Source organism: Pigmentiphaga litoralis (assembly GCF_048632615.1).
GTDB classification, from domain to species: Bacteria; Pseudomonadota; Gammaproteobacteria; order Burkholderiales; family Burkholderiaceae_B; genus Pigmentiphaga; species Pigmentiphaga litoralis_B.
In genome coordinates, this window is record NZ_CP184479.1 from 329,256 (window position 1) to 342,285 (window position 13,030).

At 64.4% G+C, this 13,030-nt stretch carries 10 protein-coding genes and 1 pseudogene; 6 read left to right on the forward strand and 5 right to left on the reverse strand.

Features of this window, described 5'->3' with window-relative positions:
- Positions 1-54: 54 nt before the first annotated feature.
- The 4 genes from sdhA to ACNANG_RS01580 form a co-directional block, all read right to left on the reverse strand.
- Positions 55-1,833 (reverse strand): succinate dehydrogenase flavoprotein subunit, encoded by a 1,779-nt coding sequence (gene sdhA, locus ACNANG_RS01565; protein ID WP_420225712.1) that lies wholly within the window; start codon positions 1,831-1,833, stop codon positions 55-57.
- Between the two features lie 3 nt (positions 1,834-1,836).
- On the reverse strand, positions 1,837-2,220 hold the full coding sequence (gene sdhD / locus ACNANG_RS01570; RefSeq protein WP_420225713.1) for a succinate dehydrogenase, hydrophobic membrane anchor protein: 384 nt from the start codon (positions 2,218-2,220) through the stop codon (positions 1,837-1,839).
- Entirely contained in the window at positions 2,220-2,633 is a 414-nt protein-coding gene (gene sdhC, locus ACNANG_RS01575) for a succinate dehydrogenase, cytochrome b556 subunit (protein ID WP_420227678.1), read from the reverse strand. Before sdhC ends, sdhD begins: the two co-directional genes overlap by 1 nt.
- A gap of 290 nt (positions 2,634-2,923) precedes the next feature.
- Positions 2,924-3,748, reverse strand: a complete 825-nt coding sequence (locus ACNANG_RS01580; protein WP_420225714.1) for a GntR family transcriptional regulator — start codon at positions 3,746-3,748, stop codon at positions 2,924-2,926.
- Between the two features lie 277 nt (positions 3,749-4,025).
- Here ACNANG_RS01580 and ACNANG_RS01585 point away from each other — a divergent pair, with 277 nt between their 5' ends.
- From ACNANG_RS01585 to ACNANG_RS01610, 6 genes and pseudogenes are all read left to right on the forward strand, one after another.
- Positions 4,026-5,015 carry a malate dehydrogenase gene (locus ACNANG_RS01585; RefSeq protein WP_179588105.1) on the forward strand — a complete coding sequence of 330 codons (990 nt, stop codon included), beginning with the start codon at positions 4,026-4,028 and terminating at the stop codon, positions 5,013-5,015.
- Between the two features lie 16 nt (positions 5,016-5,031).
- Positions 5,032-6,030: an HpcH/HpaI aldolase/citrate lyase family protein gene (locus ACNANG_RS01590; protein ID WP_420225715.1), complete on the forward strand. Its 999-nt coding sequence runs from the start codon at positions 5,032-5,034 to the stop codon at positions 6,028-6,030.
- 288 nt (positions 6,031-6,318) lie between these two features.
- The gene (acnA, locus tag ACNANG_RS01595) at positions 6,319-9,018 is read left to right on the forward strand and encodes an aconitate hydratase AcnA (RefSeq protein ID WP_420225716.1); all 2,700 of its coding nucleotides are present in this window, start codon (positions 6,319-6,321) and stop codon (positions 9,016-9,018) included.
- A gap of 27 nt (positions 9,019-9,045) precedes the next feature.
- Positions 9,046-9,938, forward strand: a pseudogene (locus tag ACNANG_RS01600) (LysR substrate-binding domain-containing protein).
- Between the two features lie 145 nt (positions 9,939-10,083).
- Positions 10,084-11,136 carry a DUF2242 domain-containing protein gene (locus ACNANG_RS01605; RefSeq protein ID WP_420225717.1) on the forward strand — a complete coding sequence of 351 codons (1,053 nt, stop codon included), beginning with the start codon at positions 10,084-10,086 and terminating at the stop codon, positions 11,134-11,136.
- Positions 11,117-11,455, forward strand: coding sequence for a 2Fe-2S iron-sulfur cluster-binding protein (locus ACNANG_RS01610; RefSeq protein ID WP_420225718.1), 339 nt, complete (start codon positions 11,117-11,119; stop codon positions 11,453-11,455). The genes ACNANG_RS01605 and ACNANG_RS01610 overlap by 20 nt, the downstream gene beginning before the upstream one ends.
- A gap of 39 nt (positions 11,456-11,494) precedes the next feature.
- Here the strand turns inward: ACNANG_RS01610 and ACNANG_RS01615 are convergent, their stop codons facing one another.
- Entirely contained in the window at positions 11,495-12,742 is a 1,248-nt protein-coding gene (locus tag ACNANG_RS01615) for an alpha/beta hydrolase (RefSeq protein ID WP_420225719.1), read from the reverse strand.
- Positions 12,743-13,030: the final 288 nt, after the last annotated feature.

The window sequence follows — 13,030 nt, forward strand, 5'->3', positions numbered from 1 at the left end:
CGGCCGCCGGGGGTGATACTGTCTGGTGAAGGCGGACCGGCCGCCCTCGTCGCTTTAGAACGTCCGGGCCTTGGGCGGGAAGCTTTCCACCGTCATGGGCTTCAGGTTGACTGGCTTGTAGTCCAGGCGGTTGCCTTCGGAATAGAACATCGTATGGCGCAGCCAATCCTGGTCGTTGCGCTCCGGGAAGTCGCTGTGCGCATGGGCGCCGCGGCTTTCGTTGCGCGCAGCGGCCGACACGATGGTCGCCTTGGCCACTTCGATCAGGTTGTCCAGTTCCAGGGCTTCGACACGCGCCGTGTTGAACACCTTCGAACGATCCTGAAGCGCGACCGACTTGACGCGTTCGGCGATCTGATTGATCTGCGAGACACCTTCGTCCAGCAACGTTTGCGTGCGGAACACGCCGCAATGACGCTGCATGGTGTTGCGGATGTCGTTGGCCACGTGCTGCACGCGCTCGCCCGATTGGCGGCTTTCGATGGCCGACACGCGCGACATCGTGAAGTCCGTACCGTCGGCCGGCAGCGGCTTGTGGCTGCGGCTCTTCAGGTTCTGCGAGACGATGTGGTTGCCCGACGCGCGGCCGAACACCACCAGGTCAAGCAGCGAATTCGTGCCCAGGCGGTTCGCGCCGTGCACCGACACGCAGGCGCATTCGCCGATCGCGTACAGACCGTTGACGATGGTGTTCGGATTGCCGTCCTTCGGCACGACGACCTGGCCGAACACGTTCGTCGGGATACCGCCCATCTGGTAGTGGATGGTCGGGACCACGGGAATCGGTTCCTTGGTCGGGTCGACGTTCGCGAACTTGAGCGCGATTTCGGCGATCGATGGCAGGCGCTTGTGGATCACGTCGGCGCCCAGGTGGTCGAGCTTGAGCAGCACGTAGCTGCCGTCCGGACCGGCGCCGCGGCCTTCCTTGATTTCCTGGTCCATCGAACGCGACACGAAGTCGCGCGGCGCCAGGTCTTTCAGCGTCGGTGCATAGCGTTCCATGAAACGCTCACCGTCCTTGTTCAGCAGGATACCGCCCTCGCCCCGCACGCCTTCGGTGATCAGCACGCCCGCGCCGGCCACGCCGGTGGGGTGGAATTGCCAGAATTCCATGTCTTCGAGCGGCAGGCCCGCACGGGCAGCCATGCCCAGGCCGTCGCCGGTGTTGATGAACGCGTTGGTCGAAGCGGCCCAGATCCGGCCCGCGCCGCCCGTGGCGAACACGGTCGTCTTGGCTTCGAATACGTAGATTTCGCCCGTTTCCATTTCAAGCGCGGTAATGCCCACCACGTCGCCTTCGGAATCGCGGATCAGGTCCAGCGCCATCCATTCGACGAAGAACTGGGTGCGCGCGGCAACGTTGCGCTGATACAGCGTGTGGAGCAGCGCATGGCCGGTACGGTCGGCCGCGGCACAGGCACGCTGCACCGGCTTTTCGCCGAAGTTGGCGGTGTGGCCGCCAAACGGGCGCTGATAGATCGTGCCGTCGGCGTTGCGGTCGAACGGCATGCCGAAGTGCTCGAGTTCGTACACGGCATTCGGGGCTTCGCGGCACATGAACTCGATCGCGTCCTGGTCGCCGAGCCAGTCGGAGCCCTTGACGGTGTCGAACATGTGCCAGAACCAGTTGTCTTCGCTCATGTTGCCGAGCGAGGCGCCGATACCGCCCTGGGCCGCTACCGTGTGGGAGCGAGTCGGGAATACTTTGGAGAACACGGCCACGCTAAGGCCAGCCTGCGCCAGTTGCAGGGAGCAACGCATGCCGGACCCACCGGCTCCGACGACCACCACATCGAACTGGCGGCGCGGAAGGGTTGAATTGACAGCGACCACGACTCAGATTCTCCAGAGAATTTGTGCTGCGTAGACGGCAGAGCCGACCAGCCACAGTACGGTAAATGCCTGCAAGGTCAGACGCAGGCCGGCGTGACGCACATAGTCCATCCAGATGTCCCGCATGCCGATCCAGACATGGTAGAACAGCGACAGGAAGGTCAGCATGGCGAGCACTTTGCCCAGCGGGAAATGCAAGACTTCGAAATTGAACAGGTGCACCCAGTTTTCGTAGGTGAACTCCGGCATGATCAGGGTGCCGATTCCCAGCACGAGCGTATAGATGACCAGCACACAGGCGGTGACGCGCTGGATGATCCAGTCCTTCACGCCATAGTGCGCGCCGACGACAAGGCGTTTGCGACCGATATTTTCCGAGGCAGCCATCAGAACACTCCGAACAATTTGAGACCGAACACAGCGGTCAGCACCAGGCTGACGGCGAAAACGATGGCGGCGCTACGCGCGGCGGATGCCTTCTCCAGACCGACGTGCACGTCGAGCAGCAGGTACCGGATGCCGGCACAGAAGTGATGCAGGTAGGCCCAGATCAGGACCAGCAGCACGACCTTGACGATCGGGTTCGTCGCGAATTCGGCAAAGTCGGCAAAACCGATTTCGGAGATCAGGCTGCGTTCAAAGAACGGCAGCAGGATCAGCGGCAGCGCCAGAAACAGGAGAAAGCCCGTAATGCGGTGCAGGATGGACAGCTTGCCTGCCAGGGGCAGACGATAGGAGGCCAGCTGGCCGAACGTTAGATTGCGGAACTGCGGGCGGGGTTTTGCTGCAGAGTCGGACATCACGACCTCGGGGAAAGTAACCAAACCATGGAAAGAAACCTGTCTTCTTGAACGCGGGCCGGTCGGCAAGCCACTGCTGGCTTGATCCGCCCTGCCCCGCGGATATTCTTTTGTGCGCTCTTCGTGCTCCTTCTTTCTCCCGACTGTACCTTTGCGAGCAAGCTCGTTCAGTCCTAGAACAAACGTTCGGCCTTAGAACAGACCCAGCGATGTCCATACCGGATGAAATCCGAGAAACACGCTATTTTCCCACTTTCCGGGGGTCGTATCAAATCACGTCGATAAGGCGTTCAACTCAGGCTGTTTCTGTAGTGATAATGCGTAGTTAAATACAGGCCGCGACGCATCTCGACCGGCCGGTCTTCATAGGTAAACGACACCCGTTCGATCTGCAGCAGCGGCGCGCCGGCCGCCACTTTCAGAAGCGCGGCGTCGCTGTCCGCGGCAGCCACCGCGCGGATCTTTTCGTCGGCGCGAATCATGCGCACACCGAATTCGGTTTCGAACAGCCCATACATGGGGCCGGTGTACTCGGCCAGGCGTTCGGCGGTCAGCCCGCGAAACTGCGCGCCCGGCAGGAAAATTTCTTCGATCACGGCCGGGACGCCGTCGAACGACAGGACGCGCCGGATCTGGATCACGCTGTCGCCGCCGCGCAAGTCGAGCGTGCGCGCCACCTCGGACGGCGCGCGCATACGGCGGCATTCCAGGAAGCGGCTGTCGGACTGGACGGGTTCGCCGTCATCGGGAGTCATCCGCAAAAAGCGGAAGCGCACGCGGTCTTCGTGATGGGTGGCGACGAAGGTGCCCTTGCCTTGCCGGCGCAGCAGCAGGTTTTCGGCGGCGAGCTCGTCGATGGCCTTGCGCACCGTGCCCTGGCTGACCTTGAAGCGCGAGGCAAGATCGAGTTCGCTCGGGATGGCTTCGCCCGGCTTCCATTCGCCGCGATCCAGGCTTTGTACGATGAGTCCCTTGATCTGCCGGTAAAGCGGGCTGAACGCCGCGCTGACGACGGACGCGCCGGCGGCGGATGCCACGGCGGGCGCGGCGGGCGGCGCCGCGGACGCTGGCTCGGGGGCCGGACGCGAAGCGGGCGTGGCAGGGGTTATCGACATAGGCCGAATTGTGTCATGTCGCCGGGTGGAGTGTCCAACCGGAATACGGATTTACATCTTATGTCTTATATAAAACATAAGATATTTTATTGCTGGCATGTTTTCGAGTCCGTAAACTCGATGTCCATGTCCGATTCTGATGCCCTGCTCCCGGTACGAACGCCGCCAGCACCGCCTTTGCTACGGTTGGTATCGACGCGGGCGTCCCGGCACCCCCGATGCGGAGTTACACTTCGCGTCGCGTCATTCCCACTTATCTTCCGCTTCGGAGACATACATGACTAAGCCCGCAATGCGCGTTGCCGTGACCGGCGCCGCCGGACAAATCGGCTACGCCCTCCTGTTCCGCATCGCTTCCGGCGAAATGCTCGGCAAGGACCAGCCCGTTATCCTGCAATTGCTCGAGATCCCTGACGAAAAAGCACAGAAGGCGCTGAAGGGCGTCATCATGGAACTCGAAGACTGCGCGTTCCCGCTGCTCGAAGGCGTGACGGCGCACAGCGACCCGATGACCGCGTTCAAGGACGCCGACGTCGCACTGCTGGTGGGCGCTCGCCCACGTGGCCCGGGAATGGAACGCAAGGATCTGCTGACCGTGAACGCACAGATCTTCACGGCGCAAGGCAAGGCACTGAACGCTGTCGCCAGCCGCAACGTCAAGGTGCTGGTCGTGGGCAACCCCGCGAACACCAACGCCTACATCGCCATGAAGTCCGCGCCGGATCTGCCCGCGCGCAACTTCACCGCCATGCTGCGCCTGGACCACAACCGCGCCCTGTCGCAACTGGCTGCCCGCACCAACGTGGCCGTTGGCGATATCGAAAAGCTGATCGTCTGGGGCAACCACTCGCCCACGATGTACCCCGACTACCGTTTCGCCACCCTGGCCGGCAAGCCCGCCCTGTCGGTGCTGAACGACGACGCCTGGAACCGCGACACCTTCATCCCGACCGTCGGCAAGCGCGGCGCGGCGATCATCGACGCGCGCGGCCTGTCGTCGGCAGCGTCGGCCGCCAACGCCGCCATCGACCACGTGCGTGACTGGGTGCTCGGCAGCAACGGCAAGTGGGTCACGATGGGCGTGCCGTCGGACGGTTCGTATGGCGTGCCCGAAGGCGTGATCTTCGGCGTGCCGGTCATCACCAAAAACGGCGAATACTCGGTCGTGAAAGACCTGGAAATCGACGCCTTCTCGCGCGAACGCATCGAGTTCACGCTGAAGGAACTGATGGAAGAGCGCGACGGCGTCAAGCACCTGCTCGGTTAATCAGGACTACAGCCCCATGACGCATCCCTCACAGGTGCTGCATGAATCCGGCCGGCAGCCTGTCGTGCTGCCGGTCTGCGATCACTATGCAGGCTCCGAAAAACTGATGACCAAAAGCCTCGCGCTGCAAGCCGAGGCCGGACCGGTCTTCGATGTCACCCTCGACTGTGAGGATGGGGCTGCCGTCGGGCGGGAAGCCGAGCATGCCGAGATGGCTGCCCGGCTTGCCGCCAGCGACGCGAACCGGCACGGCCGTGTCGGCGCCCGCGTGCACGACGTGCATCACAAGGCATTCATCAACGATCTCGAGACCTTGATCGGGATCGCCGGCCACAAGCTGGCCTACATCACAGTCCCTAAGCTCAATTCCGCCCACGACGCCGCCAACGCCGTCGAGGCCATCGAACGCATCTCGAACGAAGCGGGCCTGACCCGGCCGCTGTCGGTCCATGTGCTGATCGAAACGCATGGCGCGCTGCGCGAAGTGTTCCGCATCGCGGCGCATCCGCGTATCGAATGCGTGTCGTTCGGGCTGATGGATTTCGTGTCGTCGCATCGCGGCGCGATCCCGGCCGACGCACTGACGGCGCAAGGCCAGTTCGACCACCCGCTGATCGCGCGGGCCAAGCTGGAAATCAGCGCGGCATGTCATGCGTATGGCAAGGTGCCGTCGCACAATGTCGTGACCGAACTCGATTCGCCCGATGTGCTGTCGCGCGCCGCGACCCGGGCCAGCCGCGAATTCGCCTACACGCGCATGTGGAGCATCCACCCTGCGCAGATCGATCCGATCGTGGCTGCGCTGTCCCCAAGCGCGGAGGACATCCGGAATGCCGAACGCATCCTGATGGCCGCGCAGGACGCCGACTGGGGTCCGATCCGCGACGACGACGGATCGGGCAAGGGCCGGCTGCACGACCGCGCCAGCTATCGCTATTACTGGGACGTGCTTCGGCGCGCCCACGCCACCGGGGCGAGTCTGTCGCCCGCGGCGACGCAACGGTTCTTTTCCTGAGTCCCGGCGCGCGCTGAACGGCGCGCCGCGCCAGGCTTTCGGGTCTGGCAGGAGCAAGACATGCGAACACGATTATCCGGTGCGCCAACGCGCCGATCGAACCCTCGCAGCGCGATCCTCGCGCCGCTCATCCACACCACGCTACCGGAAGAAACACCGGTGATCGAGTATGTCGATCACCGCGCGTAGTCACGCCCGCAGCGAATTTTGCGCACGGGCCATGTTCCAATAGCCGCAAGCAACAGGTTCTTTTCCAACTGGGGTTACGGTCTTTCCATGGAGGCATTCATGCCGCACAACACATTCGATACGCTCAAAGACTTCAAGATCGGCAAGAAAACCGGTCAGTACTATTCGCTGCCTGCTCTGGGCCAGGCGCTCGGTATTGCCGTCGAACGCCTGCCGGTGTCGATCCGGATCGTGCTTGAAGCCGTGCTGCGCAATTGTGATGGCAAGAAAGTCACGGAGGACCACATCCGTGAACTGGCCGCCTGGAAGCCGAACGCCCCGCGCGAGGAAGAGATCCCGTTCGTGGTCGCCCGCGTCGTGCTGCAGGACTTTACCGGCGTGCCGCTTCTGGCCGATCTGGCTGCGATGCGCACCGTTGCCGCCAAGCAGGGCAAGAACGCCAAGTCCATCGAACCGCTGGTGCCGGTGGATCTGGTGGTCGACCACTCGGTCATGATCGACGAGTTCGGCAAGCCCAAGGCGCTGGACCTGAACATGAAGATCGAATTCACCCGCAACCAGGAACGCTACAAGTTCCTGAAGTGGGGCATGCAGGCCTTCGATACCTTTGGCGTCGTGCCTCCGGGCTTCGGCATCGTCCACCAGGTGAATCTGGAATACCTGGCGCGCGGCGTGTTCCAGCGCGACAAGGTGTACTACCCCGACTCGCTGGTCGGGACCGACAGCCACACCACCATGATCAACGGCATCGGCGTCGTTGGCTGGGGCGTGGGCGGTATCGAGGCCGAAGCCGGCATGCTGGGCCAGCCTGTGTACATCCTGACCCCCGACGTGGTGGGCGTGGAGCTGAAGGGCCAGTTGCGCGAGGGCGTGACCGCGACCGACCTGGTGCTCACCATTACCGAACTGCTGCGCAAGGAAAAAGTGGTCGGCAAGTTCGTTGAATTCTGTGGCGAAGGCACGACCAGCCTGAGCGTGACCGACCGCGCCACCATCGGCAACATGGCGCCCGAATATGGCGCAACCATGGGCTTCTTCCCGGTCGACGATCGCACCATCGAATTCTTCGAAGGCACCGGTCGCACCAAGGAGGAAGTCGAGGCCCTGGAAGCCTATTTCCGCGCGCAGAACATGTACGGCGTGCCTGCCGCCGCCGACATCGATTTCACCAAGCTGATCACGCTGGACCTGTCGACCGTGACCCCGTCGCTCGCCGGCCCGAAGCGCCCGCAGGACCGTATCGAGCTGGGCAACGTCAAGAATACGTTTGCGGATCTGTTCAGCAAACCGGCGGCGGAAAACGGTTTTTCGCAGCCGCCGGAAAAGCTCGATCAGGTCTTCAAGGCCGACAACGGCGTCGAATTGCAGAACGGCGACATCTTGATTGCGGCCATTACCTCGTGCACCAACACGTCCAACCCCAGCGTGATGCTGGCGGCCGGCCTGCTTGCGAAGAAGGCGGTGGAACGGGGCATGACGGTGCGCAAGCACATCAAGACGTCGCTGGCGCCCGGATCGCGCGTGGTGACCGAATACCTGCAAAGGGCCGGGCTGCTGCCCTACCTGGAAAAACTGGGCTTCAGCGTGGCGGCGTATGGCTGCACGACGTGTATCGGCAATGCCGGCGACATTGCCCAGGAATTCAACGAACTGATCTATCTGAACAACCTGGTGTGCGCGGCCGTGCTGTCGGGCAACCGGAACTTTGAAGCGCGGATCCATCCGAACATCAAGGCCAACTTCCTGGCGTCGCCACCCCTGGTGCTGGCATATGCCCTGGCCGGCACGATGAAGCGCGATCTGATGACCGAACCCGTGGGCAAGGGCACGAACGGCGATGTGTGGCTGGGCGATATCTGGCCGTCGTCGGACGAGGTCAACGCGGTCATGAAGTACGCCATGGACCCGGACGTCTTCCGCGCCAACTACGCGCAGGTCAAGGAGAACCCGGGCAAGCTGTGGGAGAAGATCAAAGGCGGCGAAGGCGACGTCTACGCATGGCCGGATTCGACCTATATCGCCGAGCCGCCCTTCTTCGACAACTTCGAGATGGAACCGGCCCCGATGCCGGCCGTGAAGAACGCCCGTGCGCTGGGCGTGTTCGGCGACTCCATCACGACCGACCACATCTCGCCGGCCGGATCGATCAAGGACACGTCGCCCGCGGGCAAGTACCTGATCGCCAACGGCGTGCTCAAGCCTGACTTCAACAGCTACGGCGCCCGCCGCGGCAACCACGAAGTCATGATGCGCGGCACGTTTGCGAACGTGCGGATCAAGAACCTGATGATCCCGCCAAACGACGACGGCAGCCGGGTCGAAGGCGGCATTACGCGCTTCCAGCCGGGCGGCGAAGAAATGTCGATCTACGACGCCGCGATGAAATACATTTCGGAAGGCACGCAAACCGTGATCTTCGGCGGCGAAGAGTACGGCACGGGGTCGTCGCGCGACTGGGCGGCCAAGGGTACGCAATTGCTGGGCGTCAAGGCCGTGATCGTGCGCAGCTTCGAACGCATCCACCGCAGCAACCTGGTCGGCATGGGCGTGCTGCCGCTGCAGTTCAAGGGCGAGGACTCGGTGCAGTCGCTGGGCATCACCGGCGAGGAAACGTACGACATCTCGGGGCTGGAGAACGGCATCCGTCCGCAGATGGACGTCACGCTGACCGTCCGCTGGGCCGATGGCCGGACGCGCGACGTGCCGCTGCTGTTGCGCATCGACACGCCCATCGAGGTCGACTACTACAATCACGGCGGCATTCTGCCGTTCGTGCTGCGTCAGTTGATGGCTGCCTGATGCCGATGACCGCGTAGCGTGCGTTGAATGAATGTTTCGCGCTTCGATCTCGTCACGCTGGCCTTGTTCGTGGCGGTGGCCCGCCACGGCAGCATCTCGGCGGGCGCGCGCCAGGTGCATCTGGCAGTCGGCGCGGCCAGCCGGCGTATTGCCGACCTGGAAGCCGCCGTCAACGCGCCGCTGCTGTATCGCCGTGCGTCGGGCATCGAACTGACCGAACCCGGGCAGGCTTGCCTGACGCATGCGCTGCGCATCCTGAAGGATGTGGAGCAGATGGCCGGCGTGATGTCGGATTATTCGTCGGGCGCGCGCGGCACGGTGCGGATCTGGGCGAACACGTCATCGATCACGCAGTTCCTGCCCGATGACCTGTCATCCTTCATGGTGGCGCACCCCGCCATCCGCATCGAACTGGAAGAGCAGAACAGCAGCACCATTGTCGAGGCGGTGCTTGAGAACCGGGCCGACATTGGCATCTTTGCCGACCGGACGCAGGCGCAGGGCCTGGTGACCCTCCCTACCGGGATGATGAACTGGTGCTGATCGTGCCGCGCGGCCATGCGCTGGCCCGCAAGGCGTCGGTGCGGTTCGTCGAAACGCTGGACAGCGATTTTGTCAGTCTGCCCGAAGCAACATCGTTGGCCAATCGCTTGCTGGAGGAAAGCAGCCGGATCGAAAAACCGCTGCGCCTGCGCATCCAGGTGCGCAGCTTCGACGCGGTGTGCCGGATGGTGGCCGCGGGCATGGGCGTGGGGATTTTGCCGCGGCTGGCGGTCGAACCCCACGTGCGATCCATGCGGTTGAAGCTGGTGCCGCTGGAAGATGCCTGGGCGCATCGCAGCCTGCTGTTGGGGGTTCGGGATCCAGACGCGTTGACGGTATCGGCGCGGCTGCTGCTGGGGCATCTGGAAGCGGCGTGATGGCGTCTTGGGGCCAGCTCAGGCAACGGTGGCAAGGGACCTCCATCATTGCTTCAAATAAGTCCGATACACTCACTGCAGATGTGGCGCGGCTGTCCAGTGGGACCTTCCCGCAGCCGGCCGTGCTTCTTAGGAAACCGTATTCATGCGTTGGACGCCTTGCTTTTTCACCGGCTTGTCGATGGTGCTGATTGGCAGCGTGCTGGCGGGTTGCGCCGCCCGGAAAACCGCGACGTACGACAACGAGGGCTTCAATGAGTCGTCAACGTACAGTCGGTCCTATTCGGCCACGGCCGTCGACGCATGCGAGTCGGCGCGCCGCGCCCTGCTGAGCCAGGGCTACGTCATCACGAAGGTGCAGCCCGATGTCGTGGACGGCCGCAAGAAATTCCAGCAGGCATCCGAAGCGCATGCGGAAATCGAATTCCATATCGTCTGCGCGCCCGACAGCACCGATGGCACGTCGTCCACGGTGTTCGTCAATGCCGTGCAGGACCGCTATACCCTGAAAAAAACGGCCAGTTCGGCCAGCCTGGGCGTGAGTCTGTTGGGATCGGTGTCGATGCCCTTCGGCGCCAGCGACGATTCGATGGTGAAGGTGGGCAGCGAGACGATCGCGGCTCCGCGGTTCTACAGCGGGTTCTTTGGCTTGCTCGAGCAATATCTGGCGCCACTGCAGGCCCGGGCAGCCGCGGCAGCGGCACAGGCCGCCCAGGCGCAAGCTGCCCAAGCGCAAGCTGCGGCTCAGGCGCAAGCCGCGGCGCTTGCCCAGGCCGCCCAGGCGCAGGCGATCGCGTCCGAACAAGCCGCCAAGGCGCAAGCTCTGGCGGCAGCCCACGCACAGGCTGCCGCGGCGGCTCAGGCCCAGGCTGCGGCGACGGCACAGGCACAGGCACAGGCGGCGGCTGCCGCCCAAGCACAAGTGCAGGCTGCCGCAGCTTCGCAGGCGCAGGACGCGGCAGGCGGGGCGATCGGTGCGAAGCCGGCCGATATCAAACCCGCCGACCCCGCAGTGGCTGACGCCAAGGCTGCGGAATTCAGGGTGGCCGAGTCCAAGGCGGCAAGCTCCGTGCCGTCAAAGTCCAGGACGGCGGATCCGGCCGACGCCCCTGCGTCCAGTACCCCTGCTTCCAGTACGCCTGCGTCCAGTACTCCTGCATCCGACGTCCCTGCCGGCAATGGCCTCCCCGCCAACTGACGCCGGGGCGGCCCAGGCTGCCCACGCCGCCAACATGGTCCGCATCGAGCCGATGGACTGGACCTTCGAGGCACTGCCCACCGAGTCGCTGTTCGAGGCCGCGCGGCGGGCGGGGATACGCCTGCCGACCTCGTGCCGCAATGGGACCTGCCGCGCGTGTATCAGTGTGCTGGTGGAAGGGTCGATCCGGTATCGCGTGGAATGGCCTGGGCTGAGTTCCAGCGAGAAAGAGGAAGGCTACCTGCTGCCCTGCGTGGCCGTCGCCCAGTCACCATTGGTGATCGACGTACCCGAAGCGGAACGGATCGAGCTGAGCTGATCGGGCGCGGGCGGCTGCCCGGTTGACGGTCGGCCTGCGTTAGCGGTATGCCATGGCGCTGCGATGGGTCAGCCATCCTTGCATCGCAGATGGCCGGCGTGCTACCGGCCCCAAGGCGCCTCTCAATGCTGCGCGGCAAAGGCTGTCGGCAGGCCGTACGCAAACGCGGGCAGCGCCACGGTTGCCGTGGACTTCGCCCGGGAACATCCGAAAGCGGCTGCCGACACGGTCGGGAGCGACGGCATTGAGCCGCGCCGACAGATCCCGGTCGCTGTCCACCGACCGGCGACGGGCCGCACGCGCGGCGCGTTCGGCCGCATCGGGCGCGCGCAATTGCTCGGGGGACAGCGCCTGTTCATATTCCCCTACCGTCACCACCGTAGCAATCCGATGGGTTCCGCCCTGGACCCGGGCGTTGAAGCCAGGTTCTTCGGTCAGCACATACCGCCCATTCCACCCCAGCGACGGGCTGGACAGCAGATAGGTCTGGAACATGTCGGGCCGGGTGAACAGCGCATGCACCGCCAGCAGGCCGCCATACGAATGGCCGTACAAGGATTGGCGCTGCGGATCGATCGGGTAGGCCGCCTGGATCAGCGGCTTCAGTTCCTGGTCCAGAAAGTCCAGGAAGCCGTCCGCGCCACCGTAGACGTCGTCGATGATCGGGCGGCCGTCGGGGCGCCGCTCGATATCGGCCGAAATCGGCGAAGCAGGCAGGTAGTCGTAGGATCGGCGCGAATCGCCGGGATAGCCCACGCCCACGATGACGCCGGGCGTCATCGACCCGTTTGAAGTCCGGACCAGGTGGTCGGCCAGCTTGACGCCCGGATCGAAGTAATCGTCGCCGTCCAGCACGTAGACCACCGGATAGCCGTCGGCAGGCGGCGGGGTGGTCGGCACGGCGACGCGGATCCGATAGTCGCCCATGGCGCGCGATTTGACGACGCGGTCGCTGGTCGGCGCCGCGGTGTAAATGGCCTGGCGGGACGGTGCCGGTTTGGCAATGGCCGCGGCGGCGCTGGCTGACGTAAAGACGGCAAATCTGTCAGCCGGACGTTGATCGGACGGCGCTGCGCTTGCGGCGGATGAGGGGACGGCCATCGTGGTGGACGACGCCGATGCGGGTGTGGCACCCGACGCGGCCACCGGACTTGCAACCGGCGGCGTCACGCGCTGCGCCGATTCGGCCGCCGAGGCGGCGGTGGGCATACTGGCCAACAGCACGGCGCCGCACGCAGCCAGGGCCAGCGCCGCAGCGGGCCGGGCGGACAGGAAAACGGACATCATGGGAAAGTCTCCAACAGGCGGGGCGGCAGGCCGGCGCGCGCCGTCGCCTGCGGATCAGCCGACAGCCTAGCCGGGATCCGCGCAAACGACTAGTCCGGCCGTGCGAGCAGATGTCAGGCGGGCGTATCCCCGTCTTCGCGAATCGGGAAAGCCCGTTTGCCGAATCGGCGCTTCCGCCAGGCGCGGGCGGTCAGGCACACTGCGGACTCTGATAACAACAACGCCGCGGCACGCCCCCGGAACGACAACGGCACGACGCCGGCCGCCCGGCCTTGCCGACCGGCGTCT